Here is a 15,660-nt window from a genome sequence, read left to right as displayed (position 1 = left end):
GGATCTTAGGCGCAAAAACTTTGCCAAACCGTTAACCGAAATTTTGGGAAAGCGCAGGTTTCTGTTGCCAGGTACCTGCAAACCCCGCCTAGCACCGCAAAGCACTAGGACTTAGATTTCAGTATCTCAGGTCGCTTACGCGGCCATCGCTACTGGAGCACGATTGTCATTTGCAATTGTACAAGTTTCGCCGATAACGGTGGCAGACAGCCGAAACAAAGCTAACCCCTTTAGACGTTCGTCGATCCTATTTCGTCCCCCCGATTCTGACTGAAATCCCCAAATGAAGGATAACCCCAGAGTGATTTGGTGGAGACGCCGGGTACCGCCCCCGGGTCCGATCCGCTTATTGCGAGCGCGTTTATGTCCATAGCTCCGAAGAGCAAGATATATTTAGGCTTGATGACGCAGCTTTGCAAGTGGATCCGCGCAGATCAGACCAAATTCTAAGATTTTGAATTTTCACGCGTCTTTCGAGTTTTTTCAGCCAGCTCCAATGTATAGGCCTGCAGCCCATCCATAGCCCGATAAATACTTGGGACATCGCGGTCTTGCAGACCATCTGCTATCTGACGATGCAGCATGATGATTTTTTCGCGCGACCTTGCAGAAAAGGTTATCATGTTCATCAAGGGCTGCATGGCTTCGACGGCCCCGGCAAGTTGATAAGACAGAACGGGATTCGCGGCGCCATCCACCAAATTTCGGTGGAACGCGACGTCCGAGGCGCAAAACCCTTCGTCTGACAGGCCCGGTTGCTCTTGGCGGAAAATTTCAGCGCGCATATTTACCAGCTGATCCACAGTTCGACGCTCTGCAGACAACGGCACGCAGGCGCGTTCCATGGCAAAACGCGCTTCGCAAGCAGTGTCAAAACTAACGGCATTCATCGACAACAACAGGGTCGATGTGGTCACATGCTGATCATAAGCCTCGTCATAGCTGAGCCGATTGACAAAGGCCCCCCCGGTCGCCCCACGCTGGGTTCGGATCAGGTTCTGCGCCGCCAGTCGTTTGAGTGCCTCGCGGACCGTAGAGCGTGACACAGAAAAATGGTCACATAGCTCGCCTTCAGAGGGCAGGCGGGTGTCCACGTCCATCTCGCCGGACAGAATAGAGGCCCGGATAGCCTTAGCGATTTGAATGGGCAGATCGGTTTTGGACTCGGGATCAATTTTCATTTGTCAGACATTTGATTTCTGTGTAGTTAATTGTCAGACATTAAACGGTCAATACTGTTTGACCAAGTGACAATGCGCAGTTTTAAGGAAAAAGCACATGTTCAAAGCACTGATGGTTCGCAAAGACGATGACAGCGGAAAAACAACAAGCGCCATCGAAACCTTAACTGACGCGCAATTGCCCGATGGGTCGGTCACTGTGTCCGTTGAGTATTCGACGGTAAATTACAAAGATGGCCTGTGTTTGGGGTCCGGCGGCGGTCTGGTGCGCAGCTATCCGCATGTTCCAGGCATTGATTTTGCAGGCACCGTGCAAGACAGCCAGGACCCACGCTATAAGGCCGGTGACAAAGTTGTGCTGACAGGCTGGCGCGTTGGCGAAATGCATTGGGGCGGATATGCCCAAAAGGCACGGGTAAATGCAGATTTGCTTGTGCCTTTGCCTCAGGGGCTTAGCACGCGGCAGGCCATGGCTGTGGGCACCGCTGGCTTTACCGCAATGCTGTCTGTTATAGCATTGGAAAACCACGGTTTATCACCAGACAAAGGCCCGGTTCTGGTGACTGGGGCAGCTGGTGGGGTTGGCTCTGTCGCCAGTGCAATTCTAAGCAATTTGGGGTATGAAGTTGCCGGGGTGACCGGTCGCCCCGAAAGCGCAGAATTTTTGAAATCTTTGGGTGTGACAACCGTCGTGGCGCGCGAAGACATCAATGAAACCGTCAAACGGCCTTTGGAAAAAGAAACCTGGGCAGGATGTATTGATGCGGTGGGCGGCGACATGCTGGCGCGGGTGCTTGGGCAGATGAAATACGGTGGTTCCGTTGCAGCAGTGGGCCTAGCGGGCGGCGCGCAATTGCCAGCAACGGTCATTCCATTCCTTTTGCGCGGGGTGAACCTATTGGGCATTGATTCTGTGATGCAGCCGTTTGAAAACCGCCAGATCGCCTGGGCCCGCATTGCAAAAGACTTGCCAATGGACAAGTTAGAGGCACTTGCACAGCCCGCGGTATTGTCAGATTTGCCAGATCTGGGGCGAGATATTCTAAAAGGCCAAGTCAAGGGCAGGGTTGTTGTAGATGTGAATGGTTGATCTGGGCTAGAAAGCTTTCGAAAGCAACAGCGCCAATTTGGCAAGACTCAGCAGGACCGCCCATGACCTATGATCCAGACAATATCTTTGCCAAAATTCTACGCGGCGAGATCCCAAGCGAAAAGCTTTTTGAGGACGCCGAAACCTATGTGTTTATGGACATCATGCCGCGTTCAGATGGTCATTGTCTGGTGATCCCCAAAACCGCAGCCCGCAATATGCTGGATGCCACGCCCGCACAAATGGCAGCGTGTTTAAAGACAGCGCAACGCATGGCTCAGGCTGCCATGAAAGCATTTGATGCAGATGGGGTGACGCTACAGCAATTCAACGAAGCAGCTGGTGGCCAAGAGGTTTTCCACCTGCATTACCATGTGTTGCCACGCTATGCTGGCGTTTCGATGCGCCCCCCCGGCACGATGGCGGACTTTGACGTGTTGAAAGCCCAAGCAGATAAAATCCGGGCTGTCTTGAACGCTTAAGTCCTGCTTGCTGGATCTGGCGCTGTGATCTGGCAAGAAAAATCCCTTGCCATTCACGCAGCGCATTGAATTTCAGCAGATTTTCGCTTTCAGTTCTGGCAAGGGAGAATCTGTATGAAACTTGATGTCGACTATGTCCGCGCTCAATTCCCTGCCTTTGCGCAGGAAAGCCTAAAAGATCAGGCGTTTTTTGAAAATGCAGGCGGCTCTTATACCGCGGGCGCGGTCATCGACCGGCTGTCTCGTTATTACCGTGAACGCAAGGTACAGCCCTATGCGCCCTATGCCGCTAGCCAAGCCGCAGGGGCAGAGATGGACGAAGCCCGCGCCGGACTGGCCCGGTGGCTCGGCGTCGACACCGACGAGGTCAGCTTTGGGCCGTCGACCTCTCAAAACACCTATGTCTTGGCGCAGGCCTTCAGGTCATGGCTGAACCCTGGCGACACCATTATTGTCACCAATCAGGACCACGAAGCCAATACAGGCCCGTGGCGACGACTGGCTGATGACGGCATCACAATTCGCGAATGGCGCATAGATCCCGAAACCGGTCGGTTAGATCCGGATGATCTGGCAAATTTGCTGGATGACAGCGTGCGTTTGGTGTGTTTTCCCCATTGTTCCAACGTGGTTGGCGAAATCAACCCGGTGTCTGAAATCACCGCTCTGGCCCATGCCGCCGGGGCGTTCACCTGCGTGGATGGCGTGAGCTACGCCTCACACGGCCTGCCAAATGTTGCATCACTTGGGGCCGATATCTATTTGTTTTCAAGCTATAAAACCTATGGCCCCCACCAAGGGATCATGGTGATGCGCAAAGGACTGGGCGAGCTTTTGCCCAATCAAGCCCATTTCTTTAATGGTGATGTTTTATACAAACGTTTCACCCCTGCCGGACCGGATCATGCGCAGGTGGCGGCCTGTGCGGGCATCGTGGATTATTTCGAAGATCTGGCCGCCCATCACAATATTTCTGGGCCTGTCGCGCAGAAATCAGAAGACATTCACCATTTGCTGCGCGATCACGAAACCCGATTGCTGCAGCCACTACTGGATGCCCTGGCAACCAAAAATTCTGTGCGGGTGTTGGGCCCAAACAAGGCAGCACATCGCGCCCCAACGGTGGCCATCGCCACCCAATCAGATCCACATCTGACCGCAACGCAATTGGCTGAACGCGGTATCATGGCCGGGGCCGGTGATTTTTACGCGGTGCGCGCGCTACAGGGACAGGGTGTGTCGTCAGAAAAAGGCGTGCTGCGGGTCAGCTTTGTGCATTACACCAGCAAGGCCGAAATCGATAAGCTGATATTGGCGCTTGATGAGCTTTTGTAACAGCGCAAGACAAAGCACTCGTCGGCGGTGAACGGGGGCTTGATCCGATAGCCAGAGCGCGTCAAGTTGAGACACAGGTCTGATCACAGGAACATATCATGCCCACCGCCGCCAAATTATTTGCAGCCCTCGCCCTGGCCCTTGTGGCAGCGATTGTATCAGAGCAGGTCAAACCACTTCTGCCTGAGGGCACGGATTTTGGCTATTTCACGTTAATCAACGCAGCTTATGGGGCGTTTTTTGGTTGGCGTTTTGTCGGTCGTCATGCGGGCAACGGCATGATCCAAGCGATGAACCATGGGCTGACAGGCATGTTGGCTTTGGTTATTTTTGCCCTGTTTATGCATGGGGCTCGGCTGATGTTGTCCAATTCGCTGAAGATGCGCTACGACAGTGTGGCCGAGGCCATTCAATCGATTTTTGGCATGATGTTAGAAAACGGCTTGCTTTTGCTGCATCCGCCGATCATCACCACGTTGCTTGCAGGCGCTCTTCTTTCTGGCTTATTGGCAGAAGCAGCCTCGCGACGCTGGAGATAGAACTTTGCCAAATTTGTTTTTCTACGGAACGCTGCGCCACAAGCCGCTGCTGGAAATTGTGTTGGGCCGCAGCCTAGAGCCACAGTCTGTTGCCGAGGCAAAACTTGCACAACACAGCGTTCACGCGGCCAAAGGCCAGCCTTTTCCCATTATCAAATCCGCGGATACCAGCACGGCACCGGGCTTGGTGGCGCGCAACTTATCGCACGATGACATCGCAAGGCTGAACTTTTACGAAGGCGGTTTTGATTATAGTTTACAAGAGGTTGAAATAGAAACCGAATGTGGAACCGAGCGCGCCGAAGTCTATTTCCCTGCACCTGACCGCTGGCAAGCTGACGCGCCTTGGTCCTTGCCGGACTGGCAAGCGCAATGGGGGGAAATGACGTGTCTCGCCGCAGAGGAACTGATGCAGTATTTCGGCAAGCGCACAGCAGCAGAAATCGACTTTATGTTTCCGATGATCCGCGCGCGCGCCTCGGTGAAACAAACTGCACAACAGAACAATTTGGCCTTTAGTCCCAGCGGATTTACCCGCGATGACGTAACCGATGTCGATCTGAAGTTCCCCTATGCCAAGTTCTTTAGCATTGAAGAGCACAGCGTGCAGTTTCGCCAATATGACGGTGCCCAAAGCGCCGTGGTCAAACGCGAAGTGTTTGCGGCGTCGGATGCGGCAATCATTCTGCCCTATGACCCTGTACGGGACCGCGTCATGTTGATCGAACAGTTTCGGCCCGGACCCTATGCACGCAATGATCAGTTGCCCTGGATGTTAGAGCCGATTGCCGGGCGCATTGATCCGGGCGAAACACCAGAGCAAGCCGCCACACGCGAAGCCCATGAAGAGGCCGGGTTGGACCTGACCCGTTTGCACAAGGTGGCGCAATGTTATGCCTCACCTGGATGCAGCACCGAGTATTTCTTTGTTTATGTGGCCGAGGCAGATCTGCCCGACAGCGTGGCGGGCATTGCCGGCTTGGACAGCGAAGCCGAAGACATCAAGTCATACTTGTTTGATTTCAAACGGCTGATGGAGCTTGTGGATAGCATGCAGGCGGCAAACGCCCCGCTGGTGCTTGCTGCCCTTTGGTTGTCACGTCACCGCGACCGATTGCGCGCAAAGTCTTGAGTTCCGCCCGCTGGCACCATAGACATGCGTTAAGTTGAGAAGAAGAAAGGCGCGAATAATGCGTATTGCACGAGATCTGGCAGATGCGATCGGGAACACTCCTTTGATCCGTCTGAACAAGGCCAGCGAAGAAACCGGCTGTGAGATTTACGGCAAGGCAGAATTCATGAACCCCGGTCAGTCGGTCAAAGACCGCGCGGCGCTGTATATCATCAAAGATGCAGTGGCCCGCGGCGAATTGCGTCCCGGTGGCACCATTGTCGAAGGCACAGCGGGCAATACGGGCATTGGCCTCGCATTGGTTGGCGCCTCGATGGGCTTTCGTACCGTGATTGTGATTCCTGAAACTCAAAGTCAGGAAAAGAAAGACATGATCCGTTTGGCAGGGGCCGAATTGGTTCAGGTTCCAGCGGCACCATATAAAAACCCAAACAACTATGTGCGTTATTCCGGGCGTCTGGCCAAGGAACTGGCCAAGTCCGAATCCAATGGCGCAATCTGGGCCAATCAGTTTGACAATGTGGCCAACCGGCAGGCGCATGTTGAAACCACCGGCCCGGAAATCTGGGAACAAACCGAGGGCAAAGTCGATGGCTTTGTCTGTGCGGTTGGCTCTGGTGGTACTTTGGCAGGCGTTGGTCAGGCGCTGCAGCCCAAAGGCGTCAAAGTGGCCTTGGTCGACCCAATGGGATCCGGCATGTTCACGATCTTCCGCGATGGCACCCCGGCGGCCGAAGGCACCTCGATCACCGAAGGCATCGGGCAGGGGCGCATCACTGCCAATCTTGAAGGTTTCAAGCCTGACATGATGTATCAGGCCACCGACGACGAAGCCTTACCTGTGGCCTATGACCTGTTGCAACGCGAAGGCCTTTGCCTTGGCGGCTCCTCTGGCATTAACGTGGCTGGAGCCATCAAGATGGCCAAGGAAATGGGTCCGGGCCACACGATCGTGACTGTGCTTTGTGACTATGGCACCCGCTATCAATCCAAGATGTTCAACCCAGACTTCCTTAAGGAAAAGGGCCTGCCAGTACCAAGCTGGCTCAACGAAGGGCCCCGCAGCATTCCGGGTGTCTTCCAGGACGTTTGAGGTCAAGATGCGCCACGCATTGCGTCTGATTATTGTAACCGTGCTGCTGATAAGCAGCGCGGTTTCTCTTTGGGCGCAAACCGGGGATGCGCCAGACTATACGCTTTGGCAAAACGTTGCGACCCGGGCTTCTGAAGCCGTCGAAGCTGGGCGAGCCTCTGATGTGGCACTGGAAGAGTTACGCCAGCAATTGGTCGATTGGCGCATGCAATTTGATGCAGCGCGTACGACCAATGCCAATAGTATTCAGATCGTTGAAAACCAGTTGACGGCATTGGGGGATCAACCCGAAACCGCCAGCGAACCAACAGACATCCGGCTGCAACGCCAAGATCTGTCAGCCCGCCTGTCTGAACTGCAAGCACCAGCCCGCACCGCTGATGTGGCCTATAGCAAAGCCGACGGCCTGATCCGCAGCATCGACGCCATTATCCGCAACCGCAAAGCCGAAGAACTGCTGGAGCTTGGCCCAACACCACTAAACCCGGTGGCCTGGCCGTCAGGCCTTGCCGCACTGTCAAACTCGACCAGCCGTATCGCAAGCGAAACAGTAACTGCCTGGCAAAACCCATCACAACAAACCGAATTTCGCGAAAACCTGCCCAAGGTTTTGCTGCTGCTTGCCCTGGCATTTTTGCTGTTGGCGCGTGGACGCGAATGGTTCGAGCGCCTTGCCTATTCGGTGCAAAGCCAATCCGCTTCGATGGGGCGCTGGCTGGCAGCATCTGCCATATCTTTGGGCCAGATCATCTTGCCCTTTGTCGGCCTACTGGCGCTGATCGAGGCCGCCTATGCCACTGAATTGGCTGGCCTGCGCGGCGAGTTGGTCTTATCAACCTTGCCCCAAGCGGGCTTTGCGGTCCTTGCGTCTTTCTGGCTGGGTACGCGCGTGTTTCCAAAATCAGATCAGGTGATGCCATTTATCCGCCTGGCCCCAGAAGAACGCCGCGAGGGCAGGTTGCTTGCCGGGGCGCTGGGGATCAGCCTGGCCCTGGATACGATATTGTCGGAACTGGCCCGCTATGACAGCTGGTCAACTGACGCCATATCAGTGGTTTATCTGCCGCTGTTTGTACTTGCCGGACTGATGCTTTTGCGGTTGGCGGTATTGCTTGCACACCACGACACCCAGTCCCATGACAGCGGCTATCGTGACCGTCTGGTTGCCATATTGGGCCGCCTTTTGACCGGCATTGCCATTGTCGCAATCGCACTCGCGGCCATCGGCTATTTCAACGCAGCGCAACGCCTGATTTTCCCAAGCATTATCAGCCTGCAGATCCTAGCCTTTGTTTTGGTTTTACAACGGGTTGCCACGGCGGTTTTTGCTGTCGTCACAGGCACCGAAGACACCGCACGTCAAAGCTTGATCCCTGTGCTATTGGGGTTCTTTCTGGTGCTTGCAGCAGTGCCCTTTCTGGCCATGGTCTGGGGCACACGTGCATCAGAACTCAACGAACTTTGGACGGCTATTTCCAAAGGTTTAACGATTGGCGAAACCCGTATTTCGCCCACAGACTTCTTTACTTTTATCCTAATCTTCTTTGCCGGATACATGCTGACGCGCTTACTACAGGGGGCGCTTAAGAACACGGTTTTACCCAAAACCAAAATGGATGTTGGCGGGCAAAATGCCATCGTATCCGGACTGGGATATATTGGGATTTTCCTCGCAGCCCTCGTGGCGATCACCGCCGCTGGCATTGATCTTAGTTCAATCGCTCTTGTGGCCGGAGCCTTGTCTGTGGGCATTGGTTTTGGCCTGCAAAACGTGGTGTCCAACTTTGTCAGCGGCATCATTTTGCTGATTGAACGTCCAATTTCCGAAGGCGACTGGATCGAGGTCAACGGAAATATGGGCTATGTGCGCGACATCTCGGTGCGCTCAACCCGCATCGAAACCTTTGATCGCACCGACGTCATTGTGCCCAACGCAGATCTTGTCAGCGGCACAGTCACCAATTTCACCCGCGGCAATACCGTCGGTCGGGTGATTGTGCCGGTTGGTGTGGCCTACGGCACCGACCCGCGCCGGATCGAAACCATCTTGTTGGATATCGCCACCAGCCACCCAATGGTGCTGGACAATCCGGCGCCCAGCGTGGTGTTTCAGGGCTTTGGGGCCAGTTCACTGGACTTTGAAATCCGCGCCATTTTGCGCGATGTGAACTGGGTGCTCAGCGTCAAATCGGAAATGAACTTTGAGATTGCCAAACGCTTTATGGACGAAGGCATCGAAATTCCATTTGCCCAAACAGATATCTGGTTTCGCAACCCCGAAACCCTTGCTCAGGTCCCCAAAAAAACGTCAGATAGCAGCGCCCACCAAAAGGATAAGGATAGCCCAGAATGACCGATCTCTTGTTTCGCGAAAATGCCTATCTGCGAGAAACAACAGGCCGCGTTGTTGGGCATACACCCGAAGGTGGCATCATATTGGCGGGCACGATCTTTTACCCCACAGGGGGCGGACAACCCGGCGACAGTGGCAACTTGATTTGGGACAAAGGCACCCTGAAAATCGCCACTGCGGTCAAAGCAGACACCGCCGGGATCGCGCTGGTGCCCGCAGAACCCATGGGCCTGCCGGCCATCGGCACCGAGGTGATCCAACAGCTAGACTGGGAACGCCGCCACCGTCACATGCGCGTTCACACCGCCTTGCATTTACTGTCTGTCATCATTCCTTTGCCAGTCACCGGCGGGTCAATCGGCATCGAAAAAGGCCGATTAGACTTTGACATGCCTGAGTCTCCAACCGATAAGCAAGAATTAGAAAATCAGCTTAATGAACTGATATCACGCGACTTTATTGTGTCAGAGGACTGGATAACCGCTGATCACCTGAAAGCAAATCCTGATCTGGTAAAAACCATGTCGGTCACGCCGCCAATGACAGGTGGCCGCATTCGCATGGTGCGCATCGGGCAGGGTGACGAACAGGTTGATTGGCAACCCTGTGGTGGCACCCATGTCGGGCGCACAGGTGAAATCGGACGCGTGCGCCTTGGTAAGATCGAGAAAAAAGGCCGACAAAACCGCCGTGTGAACCTGCACCTAGACGGGTAACACCCCGGTCAGGTCTTGAACACCCGCGCGCTGACGGGTGCGCACACGGATCAGAATCTCAAGCTCAAGGAATGGGCCAGTCAAACTATTCGTCGATCAAAAGGGAGGTGGCGGACAGACAGGGATTCGAACCCTGGAGACGGTCTCCCGCCTACACACTTTCCAGGCGTGCGCCTTCGACCACTCGGCCACCTGTCCGTGAGGCGGTGTTTAGCTAAAATCACGGGGGGGGCGCAAGGGGCAATATCACATTCTTACAAAGTTTTTTTGCCCACGCGCAAAATACAAAAAAACCATCTATTTTTAAGAGGTTGCGCACCCAAAACCAATTCTGGATGCGCTTGTCTGGGTTTGGACCAATTTATTTTCGCGTCATGGCATCCAGAATACGCGCCCAGCTGCGAATGCCTTTGTGAAAGCTTTCCAAGTCGTATTTCTCGTTTGGCGAATGGATCTGATCGTCATCCTTGGCAAAACCAATCAGCATGGCTTCGGTGCCCAGGATCTCTTTGAAATGCCCGGCAATCGGAATAGAGCCTCCGCAACCCGCAAAGGCCGCCGCATCTGGCCATTCTTCGGACAAGGCCCCGCGTGCCTGCTCAAAGGCCGGATGCGCCGTGGACATAGACGACCCGCCAGAGGCCCCATGGGATGTAAAATCAACGGTGCAATCTTCGGGCAGCATCGATTGCACATAGGCGCGAAAGTTTTCGCGAATTTTTAGGGGATCTTGGGTGCCAACCAGACGAAAGCTTAGCTTTGCAGAGGCCTGCGCGGGCAAAACAGTTTTGAACCCTTTGCCTGTATAACCGCCAATAATGCCGTTCACTTCGCAGGTTGGTCGTGCCCAGATCATCTCTAAGGGTGTGTGATCTTGCTCACCGGCTGGGGCCGAAAGATTCACATCACCTAAAAACGCTGCATGGTCAAAATTCAACGCATCCCACTGGGCCGCCACCTCGGGGGTCAAATCAGGCACCCCATCGTAAAAATCTTTGACCGTCACGCGACCTGTTTCATCGTGCAAACCTGCAATGATCTTGGACAAAACCCGAATAGGGTTCTGCGCAACACCGCCAAACATGCCGGAATGCAAATCTTTGTCAGCCGCATGGATGGTGATCTCTTCGCCCAGCAAACCGCGCAGGGTGGTGATAATCGCCGGGGTTTTACTTTGAAACAGACCTGTGTCGCAAATCAACGCGATGTCTGATTTCAGTTCTGCGGCATTTTCCTGCATGAAAGGCACCAGCGAAGGCGAACCGCTTTCTTCTTCGCCTTCAAAGAAAAACGTGATTTTGCAGGGCAGGGTGCCATATTCTGCTTTCCAAGCGCGGCAGGCTTCGACAAAGGTCATCAGCTGGCCTTTGTCGTCAGAGGATCCGCGTCCTCGGATCACCATGCCGCCGGCAGTTTCTTCCAAGGCTGGCTCAAAGGGGGCCGCGTCCCACAGGTCCAGTGGATCAACCGGCTGCACATCATAGTGGCCATAAAACAGCACATGTGGGCCGTCACCATTGATATGACCAACCACCATCGGATGACCTGGTGTGACGCGTTTTTCTGCGGGAACGCCAATGCTGTTTAGATCCTTGACCAGCCAATCGGCCGCCGCCTCACACTCTTTCTTATAAGCAGGGTCAGTTGAAATGGACGGGATACGCAGCAAATCCAGCAACCGTTCGGTCGCAGCAGGCAAATCAGCATCAATTCTGGCGAGCACATTATCCAAGGACATTATTTTTCTTTCTAGCGAATAAGGCAATTTTGTGGCGAACTTAACAGCGAATTCCAGACTGTCCAGTTTCCTTGATCTTGATCAAAGTGTTGAGAGCGACAAATTGTTAGCTAGCGTATAAAGAAAACGCGCAGTATATCACTTTGAAATAACAAGACTCGGCCCTTAGGGGCGAATCTCTTAGGTCGCAAGCTGTGCGCCAGCAAACCGGAGGTAAGCCAGTGGACTATTCCGCGAAGCTCGATAACGCTCTTAAAAGCCTTCACGACGAAGGTCGTTATCGCACGTTCATCGATATTGAACGCAAAAAAGGGCATTTTCCGCATGCCACATGGCGCAAAGATGACGGCACTGAACAGCCAATAACCGTTTGGTGTGGCAACGACTATCTGGGCATGGGGCAGCATCCGGCGGTCCTTGAAGCGATGCACGAAGCGCTTGATGCCACAGGTGCTGGCTCTGGCGGCACACGCAATATTTCAGGCACAACAGTCTATCACAACCGTTTGGAAGCAGAGCTTGCTGATCTGCACCAAAAGGAATCTGCACTGCTGTTCACCAGCGCCTATAACGCCAATGACGCGACTTTATCGACGCTGCATCGTCTGTTTCCTGGATTGATCATCTATTCAGACAGTCTCAATCATGCCTCGATGATCGAAGGCATTCGCCGTCAGGGCGGGGCCAAACGTGTGTTCCGTCACAATGACGTGGCCCATCTGCGCGAACTGCTAGAAGCCGACGACCCCGCCGCGCCAAAACTTCTGGCGTTCGAATCCATTTATTCAATGGATGGCGATTTTGGCCCCATTGCAGAGATCTGTGATTTGGCAGACGAATTTAACGCGCTGACCTATCTGGACGAAGTACACGCTGTTGGCATGTACGGCCCTCGGGGCGGTGGCGTTGCGGAACGGGATGGATTGTCTGACCGTATCGACATTATAAATGGCACTTTGGCCAAGGCATTTGGTGTTCAGGGCGGCTATATCGCAGCCAGCGAAAAGATGTGCGATGCCATCCGCTCTTACGCTCCTGGTTTCATCTTTACGTCGTCCGTGCCACCGGCCGTTGCGGCTGGCGCTGCAGCCTCGATCGCGCATTTGAAATCAGATTCCACCCTGCGTGAGCAACATCAAATGCAGGCCAAAATTCTGAAAATGCGCCTCAAGGGTCTGGGCCTGCCCATCATCGACCATGGGACACATATTGTGCCTGTGATGGTTGGAAACCCAACCCATACCAAGAAGCTCAGCGATATGTTGCTCCAGGATCACGGAATCTATGTGCAGCCGATCAATTATCCAACGGTGCCGCGCGGCACCGAGCGGCTGCGGTTTACACCGTCACCTGTGCATGGGCCAAAAGAAATTGATGCACTGGTAAAAGCCATGGACGAGCTCTGGTCGCACTGTGCGCTGAATCGTGCCGAGCTGGCCGGATAAGCAAGTAGCGCAGTGCAAATAATTTGCGTCTGTGTTAACTTGGTCTCAATAAGTGGGGCGAGCTCGAATCGGGGACAATAATTCGAGCTGCATGCAGTGAGGCTTTTGGGCATGATCAGGCGCAAATGGCGCAAACCTAAGGACACCGAGCAGAGTCCAAAGGGTTTTGACGATTACGATTTTCGTTTAGGCGACGAAATGCGAGGCGAACGCGCAACCATCGGCAAGTCATTGCTGGATGTGCAGCGGGAACTCCGCATTAAAGCTTCTTATATCGCCGCCATCGAAAATGCAGATCCTTCCGCATTTGAAACACCAGGCTTTATCGCCGGTTATGTGCGCTCTTATGCGCGCTATCTTGGCATGGACCCGGATGAAACTTTTGCTAAGTTTTGTCGCGAAAGTGGTTTCCAGACGGCCCACGGCATGTCTTCAGAGGCCTCGACGCAACGCAAACCAGAAAGCAATATTGTTGCCTCTGGCGAGCGCGATCCCTTTATGACGCCAAACACCCCATTCACGCCCATTCAAGATTCCATCCTGTCGCGCATCGAACCGCGCGCCATTGGCTCTTCGCTGGTGCTTGTCGCCTTGATTGCTGGCATAGGCTATGGCGGCTGGAGCGTCTTAAACGAAGTACAGCGCGTGCATTTGGCCCCAGTTGAACAGACACCCGTGGTTCTATCTGATCTTGATCCACTATCAGGGGCCACATCCGCAGGGGCCGACGTGCAAACCGCACAGGGCACCGGCGTGTTCACACCGCCTGAAACCGCGCTTGATCGTCTTTATCGTCCGCAAGCGCTGGATGTGCCTGTTCTGGTAGCGCGCGATGCGCCAATTTCCACGCTGAACCCGCAGGCCATTGGCACCTTCACACCAGAGAGCCCAAGCATCACCATAGCCGAGGCCATCGAACCCGCGCCGGTTATTCCACAGGTTCTCGAAGAAACCGCCCGCGAAGTGGTGTTGTTTTCGGTGCGCCCCGCCTGGGTGCGTGTGCGGTCTGCAGACGGGTCAGTCTTGTTTGAAAAGACTTTGAATGCGGGCGAAGAATATACCTTGCCAGAAACCGAGATTGCACCAACATTGCAGGCTGGCATGTCTGGATCGGTGTATTTCCGGGTGAATGGCGAAATCCGCGGCCCCGCCGGCAATGGTGCCAGCGTTGTGCGTAATGTCGCCATGGACATGGATTCATTGGAAACCGACTATACGGTGGCAGATATTTCCGGCGACACAGAATTGGCCCGTGTCGTTGCTTTGGCCGCCGCGCAAAACGTGGTTATTGGCAACGAATAATCTTTTCTTTGCCCGTCGCATTGCCCCTGTCTCATCAGAGGCCTACATAAGCCCCAACGATATTCGGATGGGGCTTTTTTGATGTCTATGAACCATATTCGCCCGTGGCGAAACATTGAGCGCCGCAAGTCCCGCCAGATCATGGTGGGTAATGTGCCAGTTGGCGGCGATGCGCCGATTGCGGTGCAAACGATGACCAACACCGACAGTGGCGATGTCAAAGCGACGCTGAAACAAGTTTTGGCCGCAGCAGAGGCGGGGGCTGACATCGTGCGTATCTCGGCCCCAGACGTGGCCGCCACCACAGCCCTGCGAGAAATCACTAAAGAAAGCCCGGTGCCCATCGTCGCGGACATTCACTTTCACTACAAACGCGCCATCGAAGCCGCCGAGGCTGGTGCTGCATGTTTGCGCATCAATCCCGGTAATATTGGCGATGACACCCGCGTCAAAGAAGTGATCAAGGCCGCCAAGGACCATGGCTGTTCTATCCGGATTGGCGTTAACGCTGGTTCGCTTGAAAAACATCTGTTGGACAAATACGGCGAGCCTTGCCCGGATGCGATGGTGGAATCCGGTCTGGATCACATCAAGATTCTGCAAGATAACGACTTTCATAACTTCAAAATCAGCGTCAAAGCCTCGGACGTCTTCATGTCTGCGGCGGCTTATCAGCAATTGGCCGACGCCACTGATGCACCGATTCATCTGGGCATCACCGAGGCCGGGGGCTTTGTGTCCGGCACCATCAAGTCCGCCATTGGTCTTGGTCAGCTCTTGTGGATGGGCATCGGCGATACAATTCGCGTCAGCCTGTCGGCAGATCCAGTAGAAGAGGTCAAAGTAGGCTTTGAAATCTTGAAGTCTCTGGGTTTGCGCCATCGCGGTGTGAATATTATTTCTTGCCCAAGCTGTGCACGCCAAGGCTTTGACGTGATCAAAACCGTCGAGACTTTGGAAAAGCGCCTCGAGCACATCAAAACCCCAATGAGTCTGTCGATCATTGGCTGCGTGGTGAATGGCCCCGGCGAGGCTTTGATGACCGATGTGGGCTTTACGGGCGGCGGAGCTGGTTCAGGCATGGTCTATCTGGCTGGCAAGCAAAGTCACAAATTGTCCAACGACCAAATGGTGGACCACATTGTTGAACAAGTAGAGCTGAAAGCGGCTCAGATCGATGCCATCGCGGCAGAAGAAACCGCCTAGAAAAGGGGCTGACCTTTTGGTCAACCCCGCTACCAATCCAAAATTTTC

Annotated in this window: 13 protein-coding genes, 1 tRNA gene and 1 other RNA gene; 11 read left to right on the top strand and 4 right to left on the bottom strand. The window is 54.3% G+C overall.

Translation table 11 applies throughout. From position 1 onward, the window contains the following. Window positions 1–50: 50 nt before the first annotated feature. Together ssrA and ABXG94_RS04130 are read right to left on the bottom strand one after the other, a co-directional pair. Window positions 51–423, bottom strand: a transfer-messenger RNA (tmRNA) gene (gene ssrA / locus ABXG94_RS04135). 23 nt (window positions 424–446) lie between these two features. Then, complete coding sequence (locus ABXG94_RS04130) at window positions 447–1,181, bottom strand: FadR/GntR family transcriptional regulator (protein WP_353532490.1); 735 nt, start codon at window positions 1,179–1,181, stop codon at window positions 447–449. Window positions 1,182–1,278: 97 nt separating this feature from the next. Here ABXG94_RS04130 and ABXG94_RS04125 point away from each other — a divergent pair, with 97 nt between their 5' ends. The 8 genes from ABXG94_RS04125 (at window position 1,279) to ABXG94_RS04090 (ending at window position 9,921) form a co-directional block, all read left to right on the top strand. Continuing rightward, a complete protein-coding gene (locus tag ABXG94_RS04125) occupies window positions 1,279–2,271 on the top strand; it encodes an MDR family oxidoreductase (RefSeq protein ID WP_353532489.1) in 993 nt (330 codons plus the stop codon). A gap of 62 nt (window positions 2,272–2,333) precedes the next feature. Beyond that, a complete protein-coding gene (locus tag ABXG94_RS04120) occupies window positions 2,334–2,753 on the top strand; it encodes an HIT family protein (protein WP_353532488.1) in 420 nt (139 codons plus the stop codon). Between the two features lie 114 nt (window positions 2,754–2,867). Next, window positions 2,868–4,088, top strand: a complete 1,221-nt coding sequence (locus ABXG94_RS04115; RefSeq protein ID WP_353532487.1) for an aminotransferase class V-fold PLP-dependent enzyme — start codon at window positions 2,868–2,870, stop codon at window positions 4,086–4,088. A gap of 98 nt (window positions 4,089–4,186) precedes the next feature. Next, window positions 4,187–4,627, top strand: a complete 441-nt coding sequence (locus ABXG94_RS04110; RefSeq protein ID WP_353532486.1) for a TrgA family protein — start codon at window positions 4,187–4,189, stop codon at window positions 4,625–4,627. 4 nt (window positions 4,628–4,631) lie between these two features. Further along, window positions 4,632–5,759 carry an NUDIX domain-containing protein gene (locus ABXG94_RS04105; RefSeq protein ID WP_353532485.1) on the top strand — a complete coding sequence of 376 codons (1,128 nt, stop codon included), beginning with the start codon at window positions 4,632–4,634 and terminating at the stop codon, window positions 5,757–5,759. A 58-nt stretch (window positions 5,760–5,817) separates the two neighbouring features. Further along, window positions 5,818–6,852, top strand: coding sequence for a cysteine synthase A (locus tag ABXG94_RS04100; RefSeq protein ID WP_353532484.1), 1,035 nt, complete (start codon window positions 5,818–5,820; stop codon window positions 6,850–6,852). Between the two features lie 7 nt (window positions 6,853–6,859). After that, window positions 6,860–9,205 carry a DUF3772 domain-containing protein gene (locus ABXG94_RS04095; RefSeq protein ID WP_353532483.1) on the top strand — a complete coding sequence of 782 codons (2,346 nt, stop codon included), beginning with the start codon at window positions 6,860–6,862 and terminating at the stop codon, window positions 9,203–9,205. Next, entirely contained in the window at window positions 9,202–9,921 is a 720-nt protein-coding gene (locus tag ABXG94_RS04090; protein ID WP_353532482.1) for an alanyl-tRNA editing protein, read from the top strand. Before ABXG94_RS04095 ends, ABXG94_RS04090 begins: the two co-directional genes overlap by 4 nt. Before the next feature lie 108 nt (window positions 9,922–10,029). Here the strand turns inward: ABXG94_RS04090 and ABXG94_RS04085 are convergent. After that, a tRNA-Ser gene (locus ABXG94_RS04085) sits at window positions 10,030–10,119 on the bottom strand. 163 nt (window positions 10,120–10,282) lie between these two features. Then, a complete protein-coding gene (locus ABXG94_RS04080) occupies window positions 10,283–11,659 on the bottom strand; it encodes a M20/M25/M40 family metallo-hydrolase (RefSeq protein WP_353532481.1) in 1,377 nt (458 codons plus the stop codon). Between the two features lie 221 nt (window positions 11,660–11,880). On the opposite strand from ABXG94_RS04080, the gene hemA reads away from it, so the two are divergent. The 3 genes from hemA (at window position 11,881) to ispG (ending at window position 15,612) form a co-directional block, all read left to right on the top strand. Continuing rightward, window positions 11,881–13,104, top strand: coding sequence for a 5-aminolevulinate synthase (gene hemA, locus ABXG94_RS04075; protein ID WP_353532480.1), 1,224 nt, complete (start codon window positions 11,881–11,883; stop codon window positions 13,102–13,104). 111 nt (window positions 13,105–13,215) lie between these two features. Then, the gene (locus tag ABXG94_RS04070) at window positions 13,216–14,406 is read left to right on the top strand and encodes a helix-turn-helix domain-containing protein (RefSeq protein WP_353532479.1); all 1,191 of its coding nucleotides are present in this window, start codon (window positions 13,216–13,218) and stop codon (window positions 14,404–14,406) included. Window positions 14,407–14,487: 81 nt separating this feature from the next. Beyond that, window positions 14,488–15,612 carry a flavodoxin-dependent (E)-4-hydroxy-3-methylbut-2-enyl-diphosphate synthase gene (gene ispG / locus ABXG94_RS04065; RefSeq protein ID WP_353532478.1) on the top strand — a complete coding sequence of 375 codons (1,125 nt, stop codon included), beginning with the start codon at window positions 14,488–14,490 and terminating at the stop codon, window positions 15,610–15,612. Window positions 15,613–15,660: the final 48 nt, after the last annotated feature.

Origin of the sequence: Cognatishimia sp. WU-CL00825 (assembly GCF_040364665.1) — a bacterium.
In the GTDB taxonomy this organism is placed as follows: Bacteria; Pseudomonadota; Alphaproteobacteria; order Rhodobacterales; family Rhodobacteraceae; genus Cognatishimia.
This window is presented reverse-complemented; position numbering and strand designations above follow the sequence as displayed.

Coding starts and splice junctions, on each gene's coding strand:
- ABXG94_RS04110 (WP_353532486.1), top strand. CDS start 4,187: ATGCCCACCGCCGCCAAATTATTTGCAGCCCTCGCCCTGGCCCTTGTG.
- ABXG94_RS04120 (WP_353532488.1), top strand. CDS start 2,334: ATGACCTATGATCCAGACAATATCTTTGCCAAAATTCTACGCGGCGAG.
- ABXG94_RS04125 (WP_353532489.1), top strand. CDS start 1,279: ATGTTCAAAGCACTGATGGTTCGCAAAGACGATGACAGCGGAAAAACA.
- ABXG94_RS04115 (WP_353532487.1), top strand. CDS start 2,868: ATGAAACTTGATGTCGACTATGTCCGCGCTCAATTCCCTGCCTTTGCG.
- ABXG94_RS04130 (WP_353532490.1), bottom strand. CDS start 1,181: ATGAAAATTGATCCCGAGTCCAAAACCGATCTGCCCATTCAAATCGCT.
- ABXG94_RS04070 (WP_353532479.1), top strand. CDS start 13,216: ATGATCAGGCGCAAATGGCGCAAACCTAAGGACACCGAGCAGAGTCCA.
- ABXG94_RS04100 (WP_353532484.1), top strand. CDS start 5,818: ATGCGTATTGCACGAGATCTGGCAGATGCGATCGGGAACACTCCTTTG.
- ispG (WP_353532478.1), top strand. CDS start 14,488: ATGTCTATGAACCATATTCGCCCGTGGCGAAACATTGAGCGCCGCAAG.
- ABXG94_RS04095 (WP_353532483.1), top strand. CDS start 6,860: ATGCGCCACGCATTGCGTCTGATTATTGTAACCGTGCTGCTGATAAGC.
- ABXG94_RS04080 (WP_353532481.1), bottom strand. CDS start 11,659: ATGTCCTTGGATAATGTGCTCGCCAGAATTGATGCTGATTTGCCTGCT.
- ABXG94_RS04090 (WP_353532482.1), top strand. CDS start 9,202: ATGACCGATCTCTTGTTTCGCGAAAATGCCTATCTGCGAGAAACAACA.